Below are 25,923 nucleotides of genomic sequence, written 5' to 3'. Positions count from 1 at the left end.
ACAAATGATCTGTTTATCAAGGCTAAATTGATGTACAGATCATTTGTGTGAGTCTAAATAGCAAAAATGCTTATTTCCCTCTGAACTGTACCCTATAAAATGGACAGTTTAATAAAAAGACCTTTAAAAATTAAGCACTTAAAAAATAGCCACACTCTGTTTATGAAAAGATCGTGGCTATTTTGAGTAGCCCCAAAAAGAAGGAATCGTTGCCGTGCCCCTTATACATTCCTCTTTGTTCACTAATTTACAAAATTCATTTATTAAACTTTTAGAAACTATATGTTATACTTGATAGGTAGATAGTCAGTAGTCGGCAATCTAATTAAACTGTGGGCCCTAGCTTTGCACCTAGCTAGGGCTTTTTGCTATTCATCAAGTACTATGTGAGATACATTCACTATAATTATTTTTATCTATTCCTCATGGTTTCTAACATCTTGTCATTGTAATGTACTATTTCTTTTCTATGTTTCACGTTTTCCCTTGTTTTCCATCATTTCAAATCATAAATCCATTATTTAGTTACTTTATGAAGCAATACTACCATTTGAATTTAGATACAAAATATCAAAATTCAAATAATTAAAATTGATATATTATTGTTCCTACAATACTAGATCTATCAATATATCCCAGACCATTTCGACTATCTTTACTATGGTAACGGTTATCCCCCATTACAAATAATTTATTTGAAGGTACTTCTCTTTCTTCAAAGTTAGCAAGATATTTGGATTTATTACTTAAATCTTTATAAATATAGTTTTCTTTTTTTTCCTTTCCATTAATATACAGAATATCATTTTCTATTTTAACTTTGTCTTTTGGCAATCCAATTATCCTTTTCACATAATACTTAGGATCATTGGGTTTTTTTATAATAACAATTTCTCCATGCTGTAATGGAAAAATTGCTGCACCTGCTCTATTAACTAGTATATACTCTTCATTTTGTAAAGTAGGATACATAGATTTCCCTTCTATTTTACATAATAAAAAGTTTAAACTTATTATCATAAGCATCACTGTAATCAATAAAAACAATGTTATATTACGCCAATATTTTGGGTTCTTTTGCTTCATGTTTTTCCATTCCTTATTGATTATTTTCATGAAAAACGCCTCTACAAAATTTTAATGTAGGGGCGTTTCGTTTATATATATTTACTAGAAGCATTCAACTTGTTTGTTTATGGAGAAACGTTACTTCCTTGATTCTTTTTTAAAGCGAAATATGCATCTAAGATATCTTTACCAATCATTGAATTAATTCCACCTTTATCATCATTTACCCATGGTACAACAACGGAAAATGCAACCTCTGGATTATCATATGGGGCATATCCTGCTAAAGTTAAATTGTAACAATGAATACGATTCCCTTCTGAATCTCTACCAACAGGGTCCTCGCCTCCATAAACTGTTTGCGCTGTTCCTGTTTTACCAGCTGGTTTATAAGGAGCTTTTTGAAAATACCTCACACCAGTTCCATCACCCTCTTGGAACACTTGCCTAAAGCCTTCTTGTACTCGGTCGATATATTCCTTTTTCATATCTACGCGGTTCAGCACAATGGGTTGCATAGTTTGTACAACTTTACCAATATCTTCTTCTTGCGTTGTTTGCTCCCGAATTTCTTGTACAATCTGCGGCTTCATTCGATACCCCCCATTTGCAATGGTAGAAACATACTGTGCAAGTTGCAAAGGCGTATATGTATCAAACTGACCAATAGCTAAATCTAGTAAAAAACCTGGTTGATAATTTTGTTTTTTTTGTTGTCCCAACGTTTCATTTGGTAAATCAATTCCAGTCGAAACTCCTAATCCAAATTGCCCAAAATAATATCTCATCTTATCAAATGTAGCCGCTTTAATATCTAAAGAACTGTTCGGTACATAATTTATACCTGCAATTTTTAAAGCTGTATTAAACATATACACGTTAGATGAAACTTGTAATGCCCTTATATCATCAATAGTTCCAAAGTCTTTCCAAGATTTCTTAGCTTTTGCTGTTCCCTTAAATTTCATTGGTGCATCATAAAAATATGTTCCTGGTGTTATGGCACCTGTCTCATATCCTGTTAAAAGTGTTGCTCCCTTTACAGTAGATCCAAGCTCGTAGGAGCTTGTCATTGTGCCTAAAGCATAATCTTCTACTTCTATATTTCCATCTTTTTTGACTAACTTTTTCCCTGCCATAGATAAAAGTTGCCCCGTTTTTGGATTCATCATAACAACAAATGCTCGGTCTAATAAACGTTCTGAACCTTTAAAAGCTTTTAAATGCTTTTCAATAATCTCTTCTACCTGTTTCTGTAATTTCATGTCTATTGTTAACGTTACATTGTTTCCGCTTTTCCCTTTAGAAACGGTTTCCGTTCGAATAATGTTTCCTTCTTTATCAGTAATATTTTTAATTTCTGCTTTTGTTCCATGTAATACATCTTCATATCGTTGTTCAATATAACTTTTTCCTACGCGATCATTACGGCTATAACCACGTACCATATAAGAGTCTAAGTGTTCTTTAGGCAGTCCTTCTTCAGAATTTGTTATATTACCCAATACCGAACGAAATAAATCACCATTTACATAATTACGTTCCCATTCAACTGTTGTATCTACCCCTGGGTATTTAGCTAAATTTTCACTTATAATGGTGTATTCTTTCTCAGGCACATTTTTCTTTATAATTTGAGGTGTCATTGAGTAGCCCGAACTCATTTTACTTTTAATAGCTAATACTTTTAAATCTTTTGGTGTTAATTCGCCTAGTTCTTTATCTGTGATACGTTCTCGTCTTAATTCCTCTATTTTTTTATCAAGCTCTTTCCCTTCAATATTTTTGGCTCGGAATTTTGCCTCATCTTGTTTTGTAATCTTTTTTTGAGCCTTTTCCTTATTTAACTTTACCCAAAAATCCTTTTTATCTGTTTCGGTTAACTTATTTATGTCTTCTTCTGGCATTTCAAGTACGTTTGCCAAATCTCTAGCTGTTTTTAGAATGCCTTCTGAATCTACACCCTTCATCCTTGTATATGTAATAGTACGAATAGCATTGTTGTTAACAACTTTTTCTCCTTCTCGATCAAAAATTTGCCCACGTGGAACGGGAATGCTGATTGTGGAATTTCCTTGTTTCTCCGCTATATTCTTATAACTCTCTCCATCAATGATTTGTACTTTTCCTAGCTGAATAATAACAGCTGAAAATAGTAAAAATACACAGAAAAACAATATATTCAACCTTAAGGGAATCGTACTTTTTTTAGTATTTTTTTTCTGTTTTTGTTTCATTTCATTCTCCTCTTAAGTACAATATATTAAAATAATACAGTTCTAAATGTAATTAAAAATAATAAGTTTATTACAGCTGATAGATTTCTAATAAAAAATCATTAACTAGTTTAGTATATTGCATTTTACGATTAACGATAATACAACTTCAAATACCCAAGTAAACTTATTAATATGTTATCAAACGGGAGTATTCGTACTTTTCAGAAATAATAAACATTATTGTAAATCAAATAAAAACGACATTATATTAAACGTTTCCAATCCGTCTGTTACTAGCATAACTACTAATGTGAGAGCGATAAATCCATTTTCAAATGAAAAATAAAATAGCAATACCTAGATAAACTCATTTCTTAATTATACAAATGAAAATTTTCCTGTCAAACAAAATTAAAGAACACTTTCTCCATTTAGAGTCTTTAGAGATATCTTTAACGACTATAATCAATTATATTTATATATGAGTTTTATGAAATTTATTCCACAATAAATTTATCCAAAATCTAAATTGTAAGCACCCTGTCCTACGGATTATACACATTTCATATTCAATCTCCTCAACAAGCGTGTTCCACAATTTTGTTATTGTTTGAAAAATGTTTTTTGAATCCTCACAAATTTTATCGAATTGTTAATAATCGTTTTATGAATGAACTGTATAAAATACCTTTTTAGAGTTGTGTAGTGTATAAGTTTTATTCAAAAATATAAATTACGTTTAAACGACATTTAAAATAAATAAATCACAAAAAATTGATTCCGATATACTTATTCACCACCTTTATCAATTTAACTTTTTGACAAATTATTTTTTTGTTGATACATCATTATTACTTATATTAATATGTTTTTATTGCTATATTTTAAAAATACATATTTAATAAAAACAATAAGAATATTCTTGAGTAATAGGAGGTTTTATTATCAAAGATAAACATCGTAAGATTGTCCTCACAATATTAGGTTTTTATTCAATTTTAATACTTTACTTTATGTTTCTTGGTTTTGATAGGTTGGGATTAAAATATATTAATTATGAATACCAATACCAGTTAATTCCGACTAGTATTCCTTTAGGATTACCAAATATGACAGGTGAAGAAGACTTTAACCTATGGGTTTTTAATTTTGGGAATTTAACTGCATTCATACCTTTTGGAGTACTAATTCCTTTGTTATACCGCTGTAGCTTCATTCGATTCATTACCTCATTTTGTATTTCAATTCTTATACTAGAAGTTTTACAAATGCTAACTTTTCTTGGAGGTTTTGACATTGATGATGTAATTGTGAATGCAATGGGTGCTATAATAGGATTTGTTGCATATAAAATAGGATTTCGTTCAAATACTTTTTTAAAAAAACTTATTATTACTTGTGTAACAGCATCAATCCTTACTTTAGGATTGATTGTTGTTGTAGGTGAATTTAACAAATCATTAGAAAAGCAGCCACACTCTCTCAAAAACGGAACTATTATAGGACTAAATCAACTGACAGAAACTAATGGATATGCACCGAAAGATAAAAATTTCCATAGTTTTGAAATTGCTCATAAAAAAATTGAATCTAAATTAAATATGTATAGTAGTAATGGAACAGATTTTCAGCAATTTAAATACTTGTTAAAGGGTAAATATGTAAAAATTTCGGGCTATCTTGGTATCCCAGATGGTGCTAGTAAACGTTCTGGAAAGATAATTATTTCTGTGGATGGAAAAGATGTACAAACAGTTCAATTCTCTGAAAAAAACATATCTACATCAAAAAGTTCCTTTGAAATAGAGTTGGATAAAGCAAATGAACTTTGTATCAAGTTCATTGATACCGATGTATTACTATGGGATGTTACACTTACAGAATGGAAATAATAAAGAATACAAGTCTTCCAATTTAGGGTATATACCGAACACCTATATCTTAATATGCAATATTGCATATCATATTATTATTTATTTCTGTTAAAATCTTAGAAGTGGATTGTTCATCTAGCAGTTCACAACAGCGTATATTTATTAGTATAATGCTAACCCTAATTACAGACAAAGGGAGAAGAATGTTTATCACTCTTCTCCCTTTGTTTATGTAATTTTTCACAAAGCATTTATGAACTACTCGCCACCTACCCTTCGCTTAGAGGTGGCATCTTCTCAGTCCCGCGACGAAAATAATCATTCATCTTTCTTAGCATTACTTCCCTTATTCCCTATATTAGATATCGGGAGAATGAAATTTCTTTCGATACCTTGATTATTTTACAAAATGGTGATATTTTTTTAAGAACACTTAGAGATGATTTACTATATCACTAAATGTTACTAATTTTTTAATTAGAAATCTAAAATGCTGTATCTGTTTATTTAATTGTGAAGAATATCACTTGTATATTATAACTATATTGAGAAATTATTCTATTATGTATATAATGTTTTAGGAATTTATGTCCGTTTCAGGGCTAGGGGATACACCCTGCAGGGTAAAAAAGTAGAAATATGTACATGATGGTCATTAACATACTAAACAACAAATATTAGAGCATTTTTTTAAATGGAATATAATAGGCTACTAGAGGAAGGTATTATGAATCAAAATAATGTATATCCATTTAACCAACAGGTTCGTCATCAACAACTAATACAAAGTAGAAATTTAAAAGCAGCTAGAAGGAAAAAAGCATTAAGTATATGTGTATTAATAACTTTTATTTTGTTATTATTTTTAAATCGCTTTGGAAAAATTTCAACAATATATGTAACTGGAAATGAAATAATTTCAAAAGCAGAAATTATAAGTCTATCCAATTTAAGCGACAAAGATAATTATTGGAATTTACATGAAGAAGATATAAAAAAAAGAATACAGAAAAATAATCTGATTAAAGAAGTCGAAATTTCAAAGAACTTTCCAAGTCGAGTCACTATTAATGTTAAAGAAAATAGCACTGTTGCATATATGATTAAAGATAATAAGTATTATCTTCTACTTGAAAATGGTACAATGTTGGATAAATTTACAAATGATAAAATCTCCAAAAGTGTACCTGTAATAAAACAATTTACTAGAAATGATGAAAAACAACTTAGAAAACTTATTTCGGAGTTAAATAAATTACCGAGCGAAATACAAAGTATAATATCTGAGATTAATTTTTTGCCAACTAAGAATGATAAATTCCATATATATCTATATGCGAAAAACGGGTTTACAGTGAGCGCTTCAATCACTGATTTGTCTGAAAAAATGGAACTATATCCAGTCATAACTAAAAACTTAGATTCTAAACAATACCCTGTAATTCACTTAGAAGATTCTATATTTGCAAATAACAAATTATAAGCCTTGAAATTACATTTGCTATTATAGGAAAAATAAAAAAGAACTTGTAGTAATGAACTGCCCCCAATTGTTAAATTGTGTCTAACTTTTTGGGGTCACTTCAGAACTATCAGCTTTTTGTTATGTTGGGATTTTCAAAAACTAGTTTCTTGTCCTGGTCACATACGGATAAATCGGATCTCTTAATTCGAAGTCATACGTTTCTCCATTCACAATTCCTACCACCTTCCCACTGTCATATAAATCGAGCAAGAAACCGGCCATTTGTTCAGCTGTATGGAACTTAGGAACAACACCATTATATTCAAAATTTTCAACATCATAGGATCGTTTCGCAAATTCGGTCTCTGTTGCAGCAGGAGCCAAGACTTTCGCTTACATGGCTGCTCCTTTTCCTTTCAATTCTTGTGCGAGACCTTCTGTAAAGGCACTTACATAGAACTTTGTCGCGCAGTAGGTCACAGCATCAGCAACAATCAAGTATCCTCCTCCTGAAGAAATATTGATGATTTGCGTTCCTTCAACATCTGTATAGTCACGTACATAAAGAGAGGACAGAACGGTTAAGGCTTCAATATTCAAGTGAAGCATCGTCTCAATTTTATTTAAATTTTGTTCCCCAACGGAAGCAAAGTTTCCAAACCCGCGACTTCAGTCGTGGGTCATTGACAGAATAATTCCCTATTCTTTAATTTTAAAAATCTTATTTGGATTCAGAATATTTTTCGGATCAAGAGCTTGTTTCATTTTTTTCATCACAAGAAGTGCTGCTCCATGCTCTTTTTCTTGATATTTTTGTTTACCAATCCCTACCCCATGTTCACCTGTACATGTTCCACCGCGCTCAAGAGCATACATCACAATTTTTTCATTTGCCGCTTCTGTTTTATGCACTTCCTCTGTATCATTTGGATTCACCATTAATAGAACGTGAAAATTCCCATCTCCGACATGTCCAAGTATTCCCCCAACAATTCCCATAGCATCTAAAGTCTCTTTTGCATACTGTATTGCACTTGCTAACTCTGAAATTGGTACACAAACATCCATACTCATCAGTTTTTTCCCTGGGCAACTATGAACATAAGCGTATGCTAAATTATGTCTTGCTTCCCATAATTTATTTCTTGCTGCTGTTTCTGTTTCAAATGAAACAGCCTTACACTTGTGATCTTTAACAATTTCTTTTGTGAAATCAATATCTTGTTTTAATCCCGCTTCATTTCCATGAAACTCTAAAAATAACGTTGGCTCTTCCCTATAGTTTGTTTCACTATATTTGTTAACTTGTTTCATTGAAAGTTCATCAACAAGCTCAATTCTCGCAATCGGAATGCCAGCTTGTAAAATATCAATTACAGCTTCTACCGCATCATTCACTGTCGGAAAAGATGCTCTTGCTGCCATCGTATGCTCAGGTATTCCATATACTCTTAGCGTTAATTCCGTAAAACAACCAAGTGTTCCTTCTGATCCAACGAAAATACCATTTAAATGATAACCAGATGACGACTTTGCAGCTAAATTCCCTGTATGTATAATCGTTCCATCTGCAAGTACAACTTCTAAATCACGAACTTGATCACGCATAACGCCATACTTTACTGAAGTCGTTCCGCTTGCATTTGTAGCAGCCATTCCACCTAATGTTGCATCCGCCCCTGGATCCACACTGAAAAACAATCCATACTTTTTTAATTCTTTATTAAGCTGTGAACGAGTTACTCCAGGTTGCACTTTAACTAGAAAATCTTTTTCTCTTACCTCCAGCACTTGATTCATCAGTGAAAAATCAATTGTAATGCCATTTTCATATGGAATTACATGACCTTCCAAGCTTGAGCCTACTCCAAATGGTACAACTGGTGTTTGATACTTGTTCGCTAGTTTCATTATCTCACTAACCTCTTTTGTCATTGTTGGAAATACAACAACATCAGGCAGACTGCTAGGATGATAAGATTCATCTTTACTGTGTAGTTCTCTCACCGTTTCATTTACTACTACTTGTGTTTCAGGAAGTACCTCTTTTAAAGCAATTATCAGATTTGCAGTTACAGCTTTCATTTCATTCTCTCCCACCATTCTGTTACAGATTTCATATACAATTTAAGATCTTTTTATAACGATTCATCTGATGAACTATTTCATACATAATAATCTGAAAAAACTAATAATTCAAGTCCTAAATAAAAAACGCCGTGCAATTACTATTAAGTTGGACATCTATAAGTTAATCAACTCACAAAAATATGTAACATGAAATTTAAAAAAATCTTTTTTCTCGTTAATGTGTCAGTCAAATCATCCCCAGTAATATTTGTAAAATAAAGATATTTTGTTTATATTCAAATTAACCTGATTACAATTTAGCAATAGAAATACGATGTAAATATAAATAGCATTTATGGGGGAATCAGACGTGCAATTACCGACCTTTAAATATAATCAAAACGCATTAGAACTAGGGATTATAAAAAAAGAATTTACGACTTGTTCTGTTTGCAAAAACCAACGTGAGTATGTTTATAGTGGTCCTTTCTATTCTATAGAAAGGGTAGAAAGCATCTGTCCTTGGTGTATTGCTAATGGAAATGCATCTAAAAAATTTGATGGAGAATTTCAAGATCCACACTCCTGTGAGGAAGTAAGTGATGAAGAAAAAGTAAAAGAACTTATCCATAGAACGCCTGGATATGGTGGATGGCAACAGGAGTATTGGCTGAGTCATTGTAATGATTTTTGTACATTTATTGGATATGTGGAATGGGAAGAAATCGCTCATTTAGCAATTTCATATAAACGGGTTCCTACACGTTTTATTAGTTCACTACAAAATTGAATATCAATTGCCGTCATTAAATATGCCAGCCTTTCTCTTTGAAATAGCTTAACATTTTCCGGTAATTCTCCCCATACTTCTCTTGAAATTCTTTCCCAAAATCCTCTTCGATGTGCTGCATCATCATATCATGGTAAAAAGCATTTTTTATTACTTCAATTACTGCTGGATGATTCGTCTCTAATGCAGATGGCTTAATATCTCCTCCGAAACTACCAATTAAAGCTGAACTAGAATCACAGAGAATAGAAAACTTCCTTTCATCAGCAGGCCACTCTTCATCCCTATAATGCTGGAATACATGTTTAAGAGGTGTTTTACATGTCCCGATTGTAATTAAGATAACACTAATTCCTTTGCATTCCGCTACAAGTAGTGCTTCCTCTATATAGTGCAAGTCTTCTGACCAAACATCTACAACTATAGATGTTTCCGCATTTGCAATAACGCGGCGTACAGCATTATCTAATGCATTACTTCCTTGCCAATTATAAAAAGCAGGTGCAGGTCTAGGTGGAGTTTTTAATTGATTGATAAGTGCCTTCGAAGTCTGTTCAAATTCAGTTTGAAAAAGACGGATTAATTGCTCAATTGGAACAGCATTATAAAGAACTGTCTCCCCTTCTATGCTTCGACAAGCTCCTTTATCCGTTAATGATCGTAACGCAGCATATACATTTGTTCTTGAAACAGATACCCGTTTTGCAACTTCATAGCCAGACAAATCAGATTCTTCGTGTAATGTCAAATAACATCGCGCTTCTAGATCTGATAATCCTATCTTTTTTAATAAATCAATCATGGAAACACTCCTTACTTTGCACATAAATTTCGCATTGAATTTAAGTGGTATTTTATAATACTACTTAAATTCATATTAATCTTCCCTTAAGGGAAAGTCAACAAAACTTTATCCGTCTTTTCTTACTTACAAAAAATCAGAACAACATTTTATTACGGATAAGTTTCACATGTATAATTATGGTATTCCTCATTTTTATATCGAAATATATTCGTAAAGTCGGGGGAGTTTTTAATGAAGAGTGTTTCTGTTCAAAACCTTGTTCCCCTGCTAATAAGGTTCTGAAAAGTCATTTCAATACGCGAAAACAAAAAAGTACTCATTGAGAGTACTTTTTTGTTTATTCTAATTTACTGACAGTATTCTATTGTCATCAGACTAAGAAACAAAACACATTCCAGACAGAAAAAATACTTATAACCTATATTCAAAAAGAAATATTTTAATGAATTCTATATTGTCCAGATAATTGTTCTTCTCCCATACGAACTAAACGCTTCGTTATTTCTCCGCCTACAGAACCGTTTGCACGCGCTGTAGAATCTGGTCCAAGTGTAACACCAAGTTCACGAGCAATTTCATATTTCATTTGCTCAATAGCACTCGCTGAAGCTGTTATAAGTATTTCATTTGTATTGTAATTTTCACGAATATTCATTGCTTCACCTCCAGTTAATTTCTTATATGTTTCTCTAATTACCCATAAATATACATACATAAATTCAAAATATTTAACTTCATAACAAAGGGATTCTAGAGTAGAAATCTTTTCCTAATCTATATCCTTTAAATTCATCAACATCAATATCTCCAAGGACTTTATTTCTCTACCATCCAAATTATGTTAAGATTATTTTAATATTTCGAAAAATATATAAAAGGAGCCTAATAATAATGGATGTCTACTTAGTACAACCCACAATTGACTTACAAGAAGAATATTTAGAATTCTATCAAGAATGGAAAAATAGTGGTGAAACGATGATTCCTTGGGTTATCACAAAAGATCCTTCTAATTTCCCAGCAATGGTTCAAGAGTTGCTGGATGCAGCGAAAGGTAAAAACATTCCCGATAGTTGGGTACCGGACTCTACCTATTGGCTTATCACAAATGACAACAAAATCGTTGGTGCTGTAAATATTCGTCATCGTTTAACTGAGCATCTATTCAATGCTGGTGGGCATATCGGTTATGGTATTCGTCCTTCAGCAAGACAAAAAGGATATGCTACAAAATTATTAGCTTTATCATTAGACAAAATAAAAAAATTAGGTGTTACAAAAGTACTTGTCGTTTGTGATGAAGGTAATACTGCTTCAGAAAAAACAATTTTGCATAACAGAGGACTTCGTGATAATGATTTTATCGAAGCAGATGGTAATGTTGTAAAAAGGTATTGGATTGAGCTGCAAACATTCAGTTATTAATGAAAATGGAGGGATTCACATGTCTACATTAGCAACCCAATTAGAACATATAATTCATACTGCATCTCAAAAAATTATACTTTTTTCTGACATGGATATAAAACTCGCCCCAACAAAATGGTCTAAAAAAGAAATATTAGGTCATCTTTGCGATTCCGGTACGGTAAACCATAGACGCTTTGTTGATATTCTCACTTCAAAAGAAACAATTATACTCACTGGCTATGATCAAGATTTGTGGGTGCAAGTACATAATTATCAACAATCTTTTTCAGCAAATGAAATTCTAAAATTATGGGAAGCTATTAACATACAAATGATAAAATTACTAAGCAATGTAAAGAATGAACACTGGCAACTTACATGTAAGTTGGAAGACCAACAGGAAGTAACTTTAGAATGGCTTGTTACAGATTATATTGATCATATGAACCATCATCTTAATCAAATATTTACAAAACATAAAAACTAAATTCCTTTTCACCCTTTCCCGATTTGGATTACATAACAAAAATAAAGAGGAAGGCTCACAGCCGGACCTCCTCCTTATTTTTGTTATAAAAAAACTTATGCTTTCTATACATAAGCACCTTTTTTCTCTATCATTATGCATTATGAGTCATTTGTTTTCTTTATTCTTCTTCCTTCTATTGACATCTTTTAACGTTTTACTAAATCCTAAAATCAAAATAATAAATATTATTCCAGCAATTGCTACCATTTCTAAAATGAATTGCATAGTTCTCTCCTCCTCAAAGTTATGCCTATTATTCTTTATTAAAACTGTTATCTATTTGGACAAACTTTCATTTGGTTCACTTGGCGTTTTTATATCAAATTATAGCTGTCTAATTGTAAATATACTTTTAAAACACCCTATTTCCTATTTATTCTAGTTTATCAAAAGAAGTTTTTTAAATCAGTAGATAAAGTAAATCTTTAATAATCGGTTGGGGCTTCATCCCCACTGATTATTAGCCCTCAAGAATCGAGCTTTTACAGGAAGTTTATCTCCCACCTAATCTCTTTGCTTTTGCTGATTTTTGAGGTGGGAGTATTACTGCCCACGAATAGCGGATAAATTTTCATTACTGATTTATACGTATACAAAAAGCCACCCCTTCTAGAAAAATACTAGAAAGAATGGCTCAGATCATAATAAAGTGAAACTTCGATCAGTGGAGATTCCCCTAATCTTCCACTAATCGTTAGTTGAATCTATAAGACTTTTATGTACGGTAATTCTTATCTTGCTGCACGTACCTCAGCAACAAGTTTTCCACCCTCTATGCTCATATAAAGCTTCACAGGCACTTCATTTGTATTTTCAAACACTAAATCTAAATATGGATATGCAATTGTAGCATCTCGGCCTTGTGGAACGTATCCTACTGTTTTGGAGTGTGTAGTTCTCTCCACCATTTTTAAACCAGCTTGATCTGCAGCATTAAAAAGAGTAGAAGATGTTTGACATACTCCTCCGCCATAACCATCTACTAGTTTCCCGTCAACAATCTCTTTTCCTAACTGATACCCCTTGTCTGGTGTTGTATCTCCAATTAATGCGTTAAAAGAGAAACGATCTCCTTTTCCTAATACGACACCACTAATATTACTTGCAGACAAACGAATATTCTCGATTCTACCACCTGTAGAACCACCTAAGTTTGTTTCATATCTTCCTAAAACTGCACCATTTCCACTTGCATCTTCCGGCTTCGCTACAGGTTTTTTCTCAACAATTGGTAGTTGGTACGAAGAATCCCACATTCCTACGTTCATTAGTTTATCTACTAGCTCTTTTTCCATTAACTCATATGAAGGCTTACCTTCTTGCCATGTTCCATCACTTGCCATACGAGAAGGGACCATCTTTTGATCAATAGTTTTTCCGACTTCCTTAGCAACCTTCGTTACTTCTTTTTTAAACTTATTTTCATCTTCAAAATAACCTAAGCTTGCTATATTAACATTTTTTACTTCTTTACCACTTCTAGCATCTACTAAACTTACACTTTCATTGACACCAGTCTTAGCTTCTACCGCATGCTCTCCTATGCCACTTACTAATGAAACTTCACTTATTTTTGTACCACATCCACTCACTATGCTTACACATAGTGCCCCTATTACTATACTTTGTACCTTACGTAACAATATACTCTCTCCTTTTCCCTACCATTACTCTTTGTTTTCAATTTTATGTATGTATGATTACATGACTTTGCAATATGACTACAAAATATTACAATTTGATTTCCACTATATTAAAATTACTCTTTTCTTTAAGAAATGTCTACACATATTTACTTAAAAAACTTAAGTTTGTAATGCCCCTCTTATTTAACCAGTATATACCAAATGATTATTCAAAAACAATTTTAATACATTAATATTTTGGAATTCTTCATAGGCAATTCTCATTTATAAAAACTTACCACAAATTCTCTTGAATACATTTGATGAAGCACCCTATTCAAAATAGGTATTTGCCGTGCCACCTATCCGCTCTTACACATACATTATGATGAATTCAAGAAAATTTAGAGAACGGAGGATGTTTATGTATCCCTATAATTCATATGCCCCCTACAACCTTTATAACTATCAACCATCATATGACGGGCAATCGCAATATCAACCATATATAGAACAAACAGAACAAATTGATCCATATGATCCAAATAGACAATTTCAAATTCCAATTTCCTTTCCAGGTAGTAGCGGCCGTCAGTTAGAAAGACGAGTAAATGAGCTAGAACAAAGAGTAAATCAACTTCAGCAGACAGTAGAACGTCATACACGTAGACTCAATCGATTAAATCAGCGTTTACGTACTGTAGAGAATCGACTAAACATTCCATTTTCAGCACTTGAGGATGGATTTTAAATTAGTAAAACAAAGAACTATATAGGAAGGGACTCTCCCTTCCTATATTTCAAATTAACAGATTGTAAGCCTCTGTTATCCGTTTTATTTTATTAAATTGACGAAAGTTTTCTCCATCTCTATACTGATAAGAGTCAATGAAATGAAACAAGGTGATAAATATGGATTTTGAAATAAACTTCCTCTCCTTCTATGTCGTACGAGTAGAAGGAAAAGGTGAACAAGCAGATAAGCGATATAAACATTTTCAAACGTTAGATGCTGAAGAATATGAAGACAGCCCATTAAAAGAGTTCTTAGATGGTGAATTATTAAAAATATCTAAACGAAAAGTAGAACGTCATGCAAAAACCGAACAAGCCCCAACAAAGATTGGTCGATTTATTGTAGAAACTGGGCACGAATTCGATTCCAACCCTCATTATAATTTATTTAATCGTATCCGTTTTGCAGAAACGAAAGAGAATTTTAAAGATATGAGTGAACCTCTCGTTTATACATATATCGATACAAGTGCAGTACGCGGTGGTGTATTTTTAGTTGCTCAAGCAAAACTGAGGAAATACTTTGACGATCCATTCGTATTCGTTATGAAGTGTGACTTCGAGCCAAAAGTTGCTTCCATTTCCGACGAAACAACACTTATTCGCAACGTTGAAATGGCAATTACGACAAAAAATATGAAATCTATTCAATACCCATACATGCCAGAAGAAGGCATTGTCGAGCCTGGCGAACTAAAAATCCACCAAGCATCACACGCACGCTACTTTGAGGATTTCTTAAAATTCGTCGAATACGAACGCTCTATGCCAGAAATTATGAAAACACAAGTTATGGACATGGTATACGACCAAATCGAAGACGTATTTGAAGAAGGTACGGAAGAACGAGAACAATTCGACCAAGCGATGGAAGTATGGGCCGCCAGTCCTAAGCGTGAAATTATGGAACATTTCACAACGGAAGAAGTAATGGAAGCTACAGCGCAAATTGTGGAGCATACCCCTGAGATAGAATTAAAGCTAAAGGCAGATCATATTTCTGTGAAGGCATTGCTTGCAGATTTTGGGGAACAGATTCATATTGCCAAGGTTAATGATAAATATGTACTAATGATTGAGGCGGATACACTTACGTTTGAGAAGGGATTCTCTCCTATTGAGTTTTTGAAGCCGGATGAGTTAGAGAAAGTAATGGAGCGGATTGCGAGTAAGACGTAAAATAAAAGAAATTTTAGTGTCACTAAAGCGATTTTTGTATTTGGTAATCTAAAAGTAAGCCCGTATAATCGTTAAAAACCCAGCCATTCTTCTTCAATTACTTCGAAGAAGTGGCTGGGTTTTTAATGACAAAATGGCTGGATTTTCAATTGACAAATACACTAACTCCTCACATATGAGTTATCTATTCATTCTTCATACGTACAAATTTCTTTAAGTCAGCTTTTACTTTGATTTGTTTTCTTTAAGTAAGAAATCGTTTGGTCTAAACCAAATGAGACGTCTGAAGCAGGCTTCCATTTTAATACTTCAATCGCTTTACTATTATTTAACTGGCTATGAAGAATTTCTCCTTTATAGATTGAGGCATCATTTCTTTTATTACGACGTTCCATACATGTTCTACATATCGCTTATAAAAGAGTGATAGATTCTTTCTATCTTTGAAATCATCCCACCTTGAGTTAGATGTTGTCGTGAATATTCCTGAGCATTTCTTCCTAAACGTTCACGAAGACTCTTATTTGCTAAAAGCAATTTAAGAGCATCGGAAAGTTGTTGTACATTTCCCGGTTCACAAATGATCCCTGTTTTTCCGTTTTGAATCATTTCTGGTATACCACCGCAATTTGTTGTAACAATAGCTTGACGAGAAAACATAGCTTCAATAATTGAAATCGGAAAATTATCGTTAATGGTAGGTAAGACATAGATAGCAGAAGAGGAAAGGATTTCTGGTATATCTGTTCTTCTGCCAAAGAACCTGATATTGTCGAGACCAAGTTGTAGTACTTGGTCTTCTAGTCTTTCTCTCATGACACCATCACCAACAATCCATATTTCTACATTAGATAAATCTTGTTGAATTTGCGAGAGCGCTTTGAGAAAAATGTCATGACCCTTTCTGGGAGAAAGGCGGGAAACACAGGAAATTACAAGATTATCATCATACTCTTGTTTAGGTATAGAAGCTTGATGAAAATGTATGCCTGTATGAACAGTAACCAGTTGTTCTATCTTTGCGCCATACTCTTTTAAAGGGGAATGAAAAGAATTACTGATCGTTATGATTTGATCGGATGCTCTTATTCCCTGTTTTTCAATTTCACTAAAATAAACTTCCTCAATTGATCCTTTTTTTATTTTATCGAACTTTAACCGGCTTTTTGTAAAATGTCCATGCGGTGTAAAAAAAAGAGGTTTCTTATATTCTAGATTTAGTTGTCCTAATAAAAAGGCAGAAAATAAATCTTGTGCATGAAACACATCATATTGTTCTAGACTTCTTCCTCTTAAAAAAGACTTATACACGTTCATGAAACTAGTGTTTTTTATAATTTTTTCATTGACTGTACCATATCGTTGCAGCAGAAAGTCCCTTGCATGTTCGGCAGCCTGCGGGATATCTTGCTCTAGATGAACTGCTGTCATTTGAGTAGGTGAGATGACATCTACGTCATGACCATACTTTTCAAAACCTGTTTTTAAGGAAGTAATATAATTTGATAACCCTCCAGTATTTGGATATCGCAAAAACGTTACGTAGAGGATCTTTAGTTTATTTGTTTTACTTGGTATGCGATTCTTTTTGATTCCAAATGTCTGAAATGGTTCCATTAAATGATTCTTTTTACTATCTATTTTATAGTATTCATCCATGACTTTTAGCAGGCTCGCATGGAAGGGACAGATGTATTCATTTCGCTCTTCCTTTATTGTATTCAGAAGCATCTCCTCCTAACTCTACTAATGTGAAAATTTTATTTATCTTATAAACCTAATTCTCTTCCCCAAGTTGAAACTTTTTCAAGATGATACGTTAATAGCTCGCCACCGCGGTTATCAAATATTCTTCGTAGCTGGGTATGCAATCCCTTTTCTAATGTTCTCTGCAAATACGCCATTTTATAAAGGTCAATTGGAGCCGTTTTAAATTGAATGCCATTCTTCTGCATTTGTTTTGTATATGATTTCACACAATGCGTGCGAATTTCTTCTGCATGGCTCTGCCAATCTTTTCTGAAACCTAATAATATTTCGACTAAAACAACCATATCAAACCAGACGGGTGCATATTTAATGGACTCCCAATCGATAAACTGGATATTCCATGGTGCACCAGGTGTCACATTGTTGCTGCATATGTTTTGCATATGAAGATCACCATGCGTTATAGATGAACCATTTTCAAATAGTTCCGGGAAAAAATCCGGTCCCTTATGACATAGTTTTATTAGCGGTTTATGATAGGGTTTAATGATCTCCCTTAACTGGTCGTCTTTCGCTGCGTCATCGAGAAAAACAATCGTCTTTCCAATATATTTGGCTCGATTACTTCTCATGTGGCTTGATTCATAAATAGGAAGCCAAGATTTCCAAACATCTTTATGCTTTTTAAAATTGTCTTCAAATGTGCGTGCGTGAAGTTTGGCAACTGTGGGGATAATGTAGTCAAAATGTTTCGGGGAGAAGGTGATTTGGCCGCGTACTTGCTGAACAAATTCCATGAATATCCAGGTATCATTTCCGTTTTTTTCAACATGGTATATTTGAGGAAGAAACTCTTTCAATATAGGATAAGCTCTCTGATATACATTAATCTCTACTTCATTTTTATAGTTTGTTGAATGATATATTTTTAAAATAATGGGATAATGATTCGTTTTTTTTCGAAGAGATAATTTGTAGATACTCATTCTTGTTGTTGATTTTAGACACTCGATTTTAGCAGGGTCTATTACAACCCTCTCAGCCATTGAATAAGAAAGCTTTTCTGAAATCTTCAACTTCTCAAAATGATGGAATAATAATTTTGCCTCGTACAACGTTTTCATTCCTTTCGTTTTTGTTTCCAGGCGTTCTTCAAATGAGACCACGCGCTTCTAATAAATGGCATTGGATCATCCCATGCAAACAAAGCAAACTCTTTTTTGCCTCGCAAGCCTTCATAAAAATCTTTCCACGTCATTTCAGCTCTTTTTTTCTTGTGACGGAACGTTAAATAATACCGCACAAGATAAATCCATTTGACACCGTCTATTTGTTTGAGCCTCGGCCCGGGGTTTTGCTTGGTTAAATATAAATAATACATATAAACAAAATCCACGCCAGCAGGTCCTGTCAAGCTATGCGTTAACCAAAAACGAGGATTTATTTCAATAAACTTATAAACCCCATCTCGGGGGTCCTTTTTAAACTCTGCCATACCAATACCTTTAAGGTTCATTTTTTTAAAAAATGGTAAACATATATCCACCAATTCTGGAACTTGTTTACTAACAATATGAGCTCCCGTTCCAAATTCAGCTGGGAATTGATGATTCTTTTGCAAAGAAAATAACGCTAGTAGCTCCATATTGTCGTCATATAAAGTGGCCACTTTATAAAAATGCTGATTGTCGCCAGGAATGATTTCCTGAATGATGAGCTTTCCATGCTGTCGATACAATTCATACTCATTTCTTAGTTGATCTGGATCTTTTATGAATATGGCCTTTTTATTTATTTTTTTTCGAAACTCATGGCCCAAAGTCGGCTTTAATATACATGGGAAATCGAGGGCCAATATCGCTTCTTCCATTTGTTCTTTATGTTCGATCACATACGTTTTAGGACATGGAATATTATGCTTCACTGCTAATTCATACATTTTGTGTTTATCCAGTATTTCTTCAATCAGCGAATGTTCAGGAAACAAAAATAAATAGTAGTTAGACAGTTCCATTCGATATTTTGAAATGAACACCACATAATCATCCGCACCTGTATACAAAATCGGTTTCAGTTTAAATTCTTTAGCCAAATTGATTAAAAAAGTTAGTAATTCCTTTTCTTCTGATAAAGGACTTGGGCATACTCCACATGAAGCAAGACGTGATTTTCCTATCTTATAAGGTTTCTCTATATCGAACGCATAAACGTTGATCCCTTTTCTCGCTAAGCTTCTGATGATTCCGATTCCATTGGCACTTAAGTCCAGTACAACTGCTGCGTGTTCATGATTCATAGAATTCTTCCTCACTCAAATACTTTTTGTAGATCTTTTCAATATGAGCTGTCATTGTCTCTCTAGTTAAATGCTTTTTAGCAAAGTTTCTTGCACTTTCACCCAACTGCTCCCGACCTTGCTGATTTGCAATGACGAACTTTAATGCACGTGCCAGTTTATCTGTATCTCCTGGAGCGACTAGAATGCCTGTCTTGGAGTGATTCACCAATTCAGGTATGCCTCCCGATGTTGTCGAAATGACACAGGCTCCACTATGCATGGCCTCAATGATAGAAATAGGCAGGCTGTCGTTTAGGGTTGGAAGTACAAAAACATCGGTTTTGCTTAAAATGTTTGGCACATCATTCCTTGCCCCTAAAAACTCCACCATGGAAAGACCCAAAGAATCGACTTGCTTTTCTAAAGTGTCTCTCATCTCACCATCTCCGACAATGAGCACTTTAATGTTATCAGTATATTTTCTTTTCAGCTTTGAAAGTGCGTCAAATAATACATTATGGCCTTTTCTTGGGCCTAATCTCGCTACACATGTAATAACGACCTTCTTGTGTGCTGATGTATTTTTTGTGCGATACTTCTCAGGGTAATCAATGCCCGTAAGCACAGTTGTCATGTTCTCCTGTTTAGTCCCTAGCTGCATTAACGGATCACGAAATGAATCACTGAGAATGATAAGGTGATTGGCAAATTCAATGGCTTTTCTTTCTAATGTTTTATAATAGACTTCTTCCAGCGAACCTTTTTTAAATATACCAAATTTCAGCCGGTTAAAAGTAAACATCCCATGGGGTGTAAACAACAAAGGTTTTCCGTAATATACATTGATTCTTCCTAATATATTCGCTGTAAACAAATCTTGCGCATGGAAGATATCATATTTTTTTAAGTCGATATTGTGAAGAAGCATCTTTTCATAGATATACATATGTCTGTGATTTTTCAAAATCATGCTATTATAACTTCCATAACGTGTATTAAAGAAATTTTTCAATCTGGGAACAACTACTTCACGCAGGGTCTCTACTTTACTCCGAGGAAATTGATTAGGGGAGATAATGTCGACTTGATGTCCTTGTTGTCTTAACCCTTCACTAAGTGCCGTAATATAATTAGATAAGCCTCCAGTATGAGGATAGTCCCAAAACGTAGCAATTAATATAGAAAGGCTTTTCTTTCGGACCGTCTTTGGCCCTGTATTTGTATAACGTTCGTACATTTCATTCTTCTTTTTTTGAAATGAGAACGAATGAATTCCAAAATATTTATCCATTTCTTTAATTACATAAGGATATGGAAACATAAGCTTCTTTTTCATCGCCAGATCCTCCTTACCACTTCGAACGCTTCAGCGTATTGTACGCCAATCGTCATTCCTCTAACTCTTCCTAAATACTGAACTCCTTCATATGAACGAGGATGAGGAAAATCTCTCATTTCTACATCGTAATGTTTGAGCGCCGCAATCTTTGAATCCATTTGATCTGTAATGTCGACAAAATAATTAGCTTTGAAAGCTTTATCATTCGTGTGGATATTCCACTCACTAGAGGAAACCGTTTCAAATGTAATTAATTCTATCGGTTTTTGGTTCGGCAGAGGTCGAGTCGCGGTCAAAACCGCTTGAAAAGTAATTAAATGATCAATATTGACATCTCCATAATGGTGGGTAAAGATTTTACTCGGTTTATAGGTCTGTATTAATTGTTCTATTTCTTTAGTTAACTGATGCAGCGGAATTAATTCTAACTCTAAATTAGCATGCTCGAGGAATATCACTTCTTCAATACCAATTACCTTATTTGCACACCGGCTTAGCTGCTGTATGTGATGGGCTTCCTCTTTTCTTCCTAAAGCGGTAATGATTGAAATTACCCGATAGCCATTTTCTACTAGTCTTTTTAAAGTCCCGCCGGCTCCTAATAGCTCATCGTCAGGGTGAGCACCAATGACTAAAACACACTCTCTCATTATTTTTATCACTCCTTGTACTACTTAACTTATGATTGATGCTACAAAAAGAAACGGTCATTAGCGGAGAGCTTGCTCTATTGTTTATCATTGTTTAACAGTATTCCAACAGAAGTCCCCTTCCTTAAGCATGTGCAGGGCATGGCCCAGGTCGTTCGGTTTTTTATCTATGTTTCACCCATGTATTATAAGCAGAAGAAGGTATATTCTTCACATAGTTTAAAAAATCCTGTGACAGTCCAAATTTTTTAAACCCCTTTAATAATTTAATAGGAGCCTTGCTATTTGAGGTAAAAGCTCTTTTATGGTCAATAACTTTTAACTGACCTTTTTCATTTATTAAAACGTGTCTTACTTCCGTGTCCCATCTGGTAAATCCGATCTTTTTAAATTCATCCAACATTATTAATATTTTTTCAGTTAATTCTTCAGTGATCTGTTTTTCTTTTTTCAAGTGACGTGCAAGTGAAATTCCATGTATATACTCCATGACAATATAATTTTCTCCATATTCATAAAGTCGTGGAATAATAGGTGATGATTGTCCAATTACCAGAGCTTTCAACTCTTTTATTCGAGTTTCTTCCAGGAAAAACATTTTCACACATTTATCATGAGTTAATTGATATACTTCTCCATCCTTCCCATCCCCAATGAGCTTATATTCCTTCAAGTCTCTTCTGCTTATTCTTCTTTTATTAAAGTATGTCTTCATTTGATCGCTCCTTAATAAGTATTTCGTGTTTTTGCAATAGTATTACCTCATATTCTATGATTCATCACTTACATATGTAACCTAGATTAATATATATTTTCATAACTTGATTCAATTCATATGGTTTTTTAATAGATATTATTTTAAAACCTTGAAATGCAATAAAGTGAAAGTTTGATCAGTGAAGGGCTTCATCCCATTGCCATCAAGCTAAGAAATGCAAATATCCCCAAAATAAGAAATTTGCCCCTTTTATAGCAATGAAATTCATTTTTCTCATCTTGAGGTAGTTTATTTTTTAGATTGATAGAGATAAGGCGATTCCCGGGGGCGACTGACCCTATTAAACCGGTTGCCCCCGCTTAACATGGAATAAATACGTTATGTATTAAAAACCGACTCCTATTACATAGCCGGTTTCTTTTATTGCTTCACATACACTTAGTCTTCATTAGGAAACAGTAGGTAAAGTGATATTTGTAAAAATATTGTCTGAATCAACAAAGTTACGTATGTGATTTTTATTTGTATAGTATTTTAAATTCAGAGGTGTAGAGCCTGTATAAACAAACTCATTTCCTTCCAGAACTAGTTCATTCGCTGCATTAGCTGAGCCAGATGCTAATAAGGCACCAAAAGATATATTGTTTATCGTGACTATACAATTTGCTGCTTTATAAATTGTATATGGTCTGTTTGTATCTGATAAAAACAGATTATTTTTGGTATTGATAGTGATATCGCATTCTTCTAATGACGTGTATGATACTTGGTTGTCCACATTTGTAATACCGCATTCACAGGTCGTATCTATAAGCTTTGATTTAGTAACCTTAACGTTCATGGGGCGTCCGTTAAACATATGATTTCTCAGCTCACAATTAATAAATTCTGATCTAGTGAATTCACAGACATCTACATTCTTAGGATTTGGATTTTCAGATCTGACTCGTAAGTTTTCGAATCTACAATTATCATACTCTTTCACTTTAAACGTCATTTCCTTTTGTATAGGGACAGATTTAAAGGTACATCTGCTTATTTTGTTTGCCTTTAGCCACGGTGCAGTAACTAGATTTTCTGTAAAAATAATGTAATTATTATCAAACGTGCAATTATCACCCATTGCAATCATGTCAGGATTTACGTATTGATTGTTTGATAATGAAACCCTGTATGAATCACTAGTTACATTCATGATGCCACCTGTAAAGCTGTTGCCTTCGATATTCACAAACGCCGCACTGAAATTAGAAGTCATAAGGCCAATGTTGTTTTGACAGTTATATAAGAAGTTATCCTTAATGTTTGCATGCACGAGAGAATACAAATTGATTGCAATATTATCAATGTTGTAAATGTGATTGTGCTCTATTAAAACATCGTAACACCCGACTAAGATACCATGATAACTACCGTAAATTTCGTTATCTTTTATCGTACAGCTTGCCCCATAACTATCTTCCATATTTATCGAATATCTAGTCGGGTCATTGAAAAGCGGTTTTCCATCCAAAAACCTAACCAAACCTTTTCCATTATCACGGATTTTATTGTTTACAATTTTGTTATAGCTACCACCTAAAGTAATACCGCCCCTATGCCCATTAAATATTTCACACTTTTTCACTGTATTATGATGGGGAATCCCGCCAAACATAATAGTAATCTGCATATTCTTACTTGGGTTGGTTTCATTGTAATACTGCAATCTAAACCTAGTTGCAGTAACAGGAATAGAAATATCGGTATAAATTCGTCTTTTCTTCATAACCCCTATGAATTTGTTGCTATTGTCGTAAAAGAAGATGTCCAATTCTTTAGTATTTAAATTAGTTCTTCTAGCGTATCCTGCGCCAGCTATAAGGAAAGAATTTATCTTTGGTGTTAAATCTTGAGGTATGTTTAACAGTTTTGTTATGAGTGTATTAGCCGAGGTGATTGGTTGTCCAGTTGTGTAATCTAAAGCACTTAATATAAGTCCTTGATCAAATTCACCATAGTTATATATAGAATCTGAGCTAAATGAAACATTATCACCCATGTAATCGCGAACTGTACAATTTGTCATAGAACAATAACTTGAGCTTCTTTGAAAGAGAACTCCATATGTGTGCTCCATTGCTGCTTCTAAAGGATTCGAGAAACTCCTATCATCCCTACATCCAATGACGGTTCCGCCAAACAAATGAGAATTAGTGGTTTTGCTAAAAACAACACTATTTCCTTTAAAGTTGTAATAATCAGTAGTTGTTCTATTATCGAATGGTGATTTTTTGTTAGAATCATATATTACTTTTAGTGTTGAACCATTTAAATTAAAGTCAATATTAGAAACCATAGCGATTTCACGAGGGTAACAGATCGCATAATTCCCCTTTGGAAGAATCACTTCAGCATAATTGTTAACCGCCGCAAATTGTAATGCACTGTTTATTCCCTGTATATTCTTATCAGCTTGTATATAATCAGCATCTGCATAGGGCTTGGTGGGCAATCCTTCTTTTATACCCCACTGATTTAGTTCAATTAAATAATCCAATTCCCTCACCCCTTCATTTTCTTAAAATAGTATATTCATTGATAAAAGAAATCGTCCCTATAAAAGGAAACTGTTTTAAAAATCACTAAAATTTACAGCCCTATTCATAAAAAAACAGTTATATTCTCTCGTTAGATTTAACAGTACTCCAGCAGAAGTCCCCTTCCTCAAGCGCGTGCAGGACATAGTCCAGTGGTAGGGAGGGGATGAATGTTGGTCGTGCACAGCACGAAGTTTTCGTTTCCTTTTTCTGTAACTTTATGTATACTAGTAGTAAAAGGGAACGTATATTCGTTTCTTTGTTTTTAGGAATCTGAAACACTACAATGAAAAAAGAGGAAGGTGATGACAATGTTGCTGAGCCGAAAATATGAAATTTTCCCAACGGAAGAACAAAAAGAAATGTTATAGGTTTGGCTGCAATATTGTCGCCAAACCTATAACTCTTCTCTTTTAGATAAACAGAGAAAATATAAAGAAAATAAGCAATTGTATACACGTTCTGACATGCAAAAGCAATAAGTAATCGATAAGAAGAGATATCCTTTTCTAAAAGAAGTGCCATCACAGCCCTTACAAGAAGTATTTTTACGACTCAAAAAGGCATATGATGGCTTTTTGAGTGGGGATACAAACTATCCCAAATTAAAAAAGTATAAAGACTATAATAGTCTCACTTCCCCTCAATTTGGATTCAAATCGAATGGGAAACACCGCTTTGCGATGTCATTTGCAGATAACGGAAATTTATATAACAAACAGTTAGGAGAAATAGAGATTCATCTGCATCGGCCGATAGAAGGAACGATCAAACAGTTGATTCTGAAACGCCAATCGAAGAGATGGTACGCTATTTTTAG

At 33.6% G+C, this 25,923-nt stretch carries 21 protein-coding genes and 2 pseudogenes; 8 read left to right on the top strand and 15 right to left on the bottom strand.

Translation table 11 applies throughout. The features are described from left to right. Nucleotides 1-585: 585 nt before the first annotated feature. The gene (lepB, locus tag ORL93_RS00115) at nucleotides 586-1,116 is read right to left on the bottom strand and encodes a signal peptidase I (RefSeq protein WP_265958390.1); all 531 of its coding nucleotides are present in this window, start codon (nucleotides 1,114-1,116) and stop codon (nucleotides 586-588) included. 77 nt (nucleotides 1,117-1,193) lie between these two features. Continuing rightward, a complete protein-coding gene (locus ORL93_RS00110; protein ID WP_018781537.1) occupies nucleotides 1,194-3,305 on the bottom strand; it encodes a peptidoglycan D,D-transpeptidase FtsI family protein in 2,112 nt (703 codons plus the stop codon). 977 nt (nucleotides 3,306-4,282) lie between these two features. Between ORL93_RS00110 and ORL93_RS00105 the strand changes: the two genes are divergently transcribed. Both ORL93_RS00105 and ORL93_RS00100 read left to right on the top strand, forming a co-directional pair. Then, the gene (locus ORL93_RS00105; RefSeq protein ID WP_265958723.1) at nucleotides 4,283-5,179 is read left to right on the top strand and encodes a VanZ family protein; all 897 of its coding nucleotides are present in this window, start codon (nucleotides 4,283-4,285) and stop codon (nucleotides 5,177-5,179) included. A 709-nt stretch (nucleotides 5,180-5,888) separates the two neighbouring features. Next, nucleotides 5,889-6,644, top strand: coding sequence for a cell division protein FtsQ/DivIB (locus ORL93_RS00100; RefSeq protein ID WP_255261229.1), 756 nt, complete (start codon nucleotides 5,889-5,891; stop codon nucleotides 6,642-6,644). 141 nt (nucleotides 6,645-6,785) lie between these two features. Here the strand turns inward: ORL93_RS00100 and ORL93_RS00095 are convergent. After that, nucleotides 6,786-7,289, bottom strand: a pseudogene (locus tag ORL93_RS00095) (SDR family NAD(P)-dependent oxidoreductase); the annotation flags it as partial. A 36-nt stretch (nucleotides 7,290-7,325) separates the two neighbouring features. Then, nucleotides 7,326-8,711, bottom strand: a complete 1,386-nt coding sequence (locus ORL93_RS00090; protein ID WP_041488675.1) for an FAD-binding oxidoreductase — start codon at nucleotides 8,709-8,711, stop codon at nucleotides 7,326-7,328. Between the two features lie 340 nt (nucleotides 8,712-9,051). On the opposite strand from ORL93_RS00090, the gene ORL93_RS00085 reads away from it, so the two are divergent. Continuing rightward, nucleotides 9,052-9,486, top strand: a complete 435-nt coding sequence (locus ORL93_RS00085) for a CbrC family protein (protein ID WP_097795863.1) — start codon at nucleotides 9,052-9,054, stop codon at nucleotides 9,484-9,486. A 16-nt stretch (nucleotides 9,487-9,502) separates the two neighbouring features. Here ORL93_RS00085 and ORL93_RS00080 read toward each other — a convergent pair whose 3' ends face one another. Together ORL93_RS00080 and ORL93_RS00075 are read right to left on the bottom strand one after the other, a co-directional pair. Next, a complete protein-coding gene (locus ORL93_RS00080) occupies nucleotides 9,503-10,288 on the bottom strand; it encodes a TrmB family transcriptional regulator (protein ID WP_097795862.1) in 786 nt (261 codons plus the stop codon). A gap of 442 nt (nucleotides 10,289-10,730) precedes the next feature. Continuing rightward, nucleotides 10,731-10,946, bottom strand: a complete 216-nt coding sequence (locus tag ORL93_RS00075) for an alpha/beta-type small acid-soluble spore protein (protein WP_018767404.1) — start codon at nucleotides 10,944-10,946, stop codon at nucleotides 10,731-10,733. Nucleotides 10,947-11,182: 236 nt separating this feature from the next. On the opposite strand from ORL93_RS00075, the gene ORL93_RS00070 reads away from it, so the two are divergent. Together ORL93_RS00070 and ORL93_RS00065 are read left to right on the top strand one after the other, a co-directional pair. Next, nucleotides 11,183-11,716: a GNAT family N-acetyltransferase gene (locus ORL93_RS00070; RefSeq protein ID WP_097795861.1), complete on the top strand. Its 534-nt coding sequence runs from the start codon at nucleotides 11,183-11,185 to the stop codon at nucleotides 11,714-11,716. Between the two features lie 19 nt (nucleotides 11,717-11,735). After that, on the top strand, nucleotides 11,736-12,188 hold the full coding sequence (locus tag ORL93_RS00065; protein ID WP_003198931.1) for a DinB family protein: 453 nt from the start codon (nucleotides 11,736-11,738) through the stop codon (nucleotides 12,186-12,188). Nucleotides 12,189-12,961: 773 nt separating this feature from the next. On the opposite strand, the gene ORL93_RS00060 is transcribed toward ORL93_RS00065, so the two are convergent. Then, nucleotides 12,962-13,873 carry a VanW family protein gene (locus ORL93_RS00060; protein ID WP_018781528.1) on the bottom strand — a complete coding sequence of 304 codons (912 nt, stop codon included), beginning with the start codon at nucleotides 13,871-13,873 and terminating at the stop codon, nucleotides 12,962-12,964. A gap of 406 nt (nucleotides 13,874-14,279) precedes the next feature. Between ORL93_RS00060 and ORL93_RS00055 the strand changes: the two genes are divergently transcribed. Beyond that, the gene (locus ORL93_RS00055; protein WP_097795860.1) at nucleotides 14,280-14,606 is read left to right on the top strand and encodes a hypothetical protein; all 327 of its coding nucleotides are present in this window, start codon (nucleotides 14,280-14,282) and stop codon (nucleotides 14,604-14,606) included. Nucleotides 14,607-14,767: 161 nt separating this feature from the next. Then, complete coding sequence (locus tag ORL93_RS00050; RefSeq protein WP_097795859.1) at nucleotides 14,768-15,829, top strand: DUF3900 domain-containing protein; 1,062 nt, start codon at nucleotides 14,768-14,770, stop codon at nucleotides 15,827-15,829. 218 nt (nucleotides 15,830-16,047) lie between these two features. On the opposite strand, the gene ORL93_RS00045 is transcribed toward ORL93_RS00050, so the two are convergent. The 8 genes from ORL93_RS00045 to ORL93_RS00010 form a co-directional block, all read right to left on the bottom strand. Further along, a complete protein-coding gene (locus ORL93_RS00045; protein WP_265958386.1) occupies nucleotides 16,048-16,224 on the bottom strand; it encodes a hypothetical protein in 177 nt (58 codons plus the stop codon). A gap of 7 nt (nucleotides 16,225-16,231) precedes the next feature. Then, nucleotides 16,232-17,560 (bottom strand): glycosyltransferase family 4 protein, encoded by a 1,329-nt coding sequence (locus ORL93_RS00040; protein WP_098160491.1) that lies wholly within the window; start codon nucleotides 17,558-17,560, stop codon nucleotides 16,232-16,234. Nucleotides 17,561-17,598: 38 nt separating this feature from the next. Beyond that, a complete protein-coding gene (locus ORL93_RS00035; RefSeq protein ID WP_265958722.1) occupies nucleotides 17,599-18,654 on the bottom strand; it encodes a phosphotransferase in 1,056 nt (351 codons plus the stop codon). 5 nt (nucleotides 18,655-18,659) lie between these two features. Further along, nucleotides 18,660-19,835, bottom strand: coding sequence for a carboxylate--amine ligase (locus tag ORL93_RS00030; protein WP_265958385.1), 1,176 nt, complete (start codon nucleotides 19,833-19,835; stop codon nucleotides 18,660-18,662). Continuing rightward, nucleotides 19,825-21,153 carry a glycosyltransferase family 4 protein gene (locus ORL93_RS00025; protein ID WP_033796312.1) on the bottom strand — a complete coding sequence of 443 codons (1,329 nt, stop codon included), beginning with the start codon at nucleotides 21,151-21,153 and terminating at the stop codon, nucleotides 19,825-19,827. Before ORL93_RS00025 ends, ORL93_RS00030 begins: the two co-directional genes overlap by 11 nt. Beyond that, a complete protein-coding gene (locus tag ORL93_RS00020; protein ID WP_006095543.1) occupies nucleotides 21,150-21,806 on the bottom strand; it encodes a PIG-L deacetylase family protein in 657 nt (218 codons plus the stop codon). Before ORL93_RS00020 ends, ORL93_RS00025 begins: the two co-directional genes overlap by 4 nt. Before the next feature lie 163 nt (nucleotides 21,807-21,969). Beyond that, complete coding sequence (locus ORL93_RS00015) at nucleotides 21,970-22,521, bottom strand: AarF/UbiB family protein (RefSeq protein ID WP_265958382.1); 552 nt, start codon at nucleotides 22,519-22,521, stop codon at nucleotides 21,970-21,972. 451 nt (nucleotides 22,522-22,972) lie between these two features. Next, nucleotides 22,973-25,063, bottom strand: a complete 2,091-nt coding sequence (locus tag ORL93_RS00010) for a right-handed parallel beta-helix repeat-containing protein (RefSeq protein WP_097795853.1) — start codon at nucleotides 25,061-25,063, stop codon at nucleotides 22,973-22,975. A 345-nt stretch (nucleotides 25,064-25,408) separates the two neighbouring features. On the opposite strand from ORL93_RS00010, the pseudogene ORL93_RS31190 reads away from it, so the two are divergent. Next, nucleotides 25,409-25,923: pseudogene (locus ORL93_RS31190) on the top strand (RNA-guided endonuclease InsQ/TnpB family protein); the annotation flags it as partial.

Source organism: Bacillus sp. DHT2, from assembly GCF_026241455.1.
Classification (GTDB): Bacteria; Bacillota; Bacilli; order Bacillales; family Bacillaceae_G; genus Bacillus_A; species Bacillus_A pseudomycoides.
This window is presented reverse-complemented; position numbering and strand designations above follow the sequence as displayed.

Bases quoted from the DNA above. Each gene is read 5' to 3' on its own strand.
- lepB (WP_265958390.1), bottom strand. From the start codon at position 1,116: ATGAAAATAATCAATAAGGAATGGAAAAACATGAAGCAAAAGAACCCA.
- ORL93_RS00110 (WP_018781537.1), bottom strand. From the start codon at position 3,305: ATGAAACAAAAACAGAAAAAAAATACTAAAAAAAGTACGATTCCCTTA.
- ORL93_RS00100 (WP_255261229.1), top strand. From the start codon at position 5,889: ATGAATCAAAATAATGTATATCCATTTAACCAACAGGTTCGTCATCAA.
- ORL93_RS00090 (WP_041488675.1), bottom strand. From the start codon at position 8,711: ATGAAAGCTGTAACTGCAAATCTGATAATTGCTTTAAAAGAGGTACTT.
- ORL93_RS00085 (WP_097795863.1), top strand. From the start codon at position 9,052: ATGGGGGAATCAGACGTGCAATTACCGACCTTTAAATATAATCAAAAC.
- ORL93_RS00080 (WP_097795862.1), bottom strand. From the start codon at position 10,288: ATGATTGATTTATTAAAAAAGATAGGATTATCAGATCTAGAAGCGCGA.
- ORL93_RS00075 (WP_018767404.1), bottom strand. From the start codon at position 10,946: ATGAATATTCGTGAAAATTACAATACAAATGAAATACTTATAACAGCT.
- ORL93_RS00070 (WP_097795861.1), top strand. From the start codon at position 11,183: ATGGATGTCTACTTAGTACAACCCACAATTGACTTACAAGAAGAATAT.
- ORL93_RS00065 (WP_003198931.1), top strand. From the start codon at position 11,736: ATGTCTACATTAGCAACCCAATTAGAACATATAATTCATACTGCATCT.
- ORL93_RS00055 (WP_097795860.1), top strand. From the start codon at position 14,280: ATGTATCCCTATAATTCATATGCCCCCTACAACCTTTATAACTATCAA.
- ORL93_RS00050 (WP_097795859.1), top strand. From the start codon at position 14,768: ATGGATTTTGAAATAAACTTCCTCTCCTTCTATGTCGTACGAGTAGAA.
- ORL93_RS00045 (WP_265958386.1), bottom strand. From the start codon at position 16,224: ATGGAACGTCGTAATAAAAGAAATGATGCCTCAATCTATAAAGGAGAA.
- ORL93_RS00040 (WP_098160491.1), bottom strand. From the start codon at position 17,560: ATGCTTCTGAATACAATAAAGGAAGAGCGAAATGAATACATCTGTCCC.
- ORL93_RS00030 (WP_265958385.1), bottom strand. From the start codon at position 19,835: ATGAATCATGAACACGCAGCAGTTGTACTGGACTTAAGTGCCAATGGA.
- ORL93_RS00025 (WP_033796312.1), bottom strand. From the start codon at position 21,153: ATGAAAAAGAAGCTTATGTTTCCATATCCTTATGTAATTAAAGAAATG.
- ORL93_RS00020 (WP_006095543.1), bottom strand. From the start codon at position 21,806: ATGAGAGAGTGTGTTTTAGTCATTGGTGCTCACCCTGACGATGAGCTA.
- ORL93_RS00015 (WP_265958382.1), bottom strand. From the start codon at position 22,521: ATGAAGACATACTTTAATAAAAGAAGAATAAGCAGAAGAGACTTGAAG.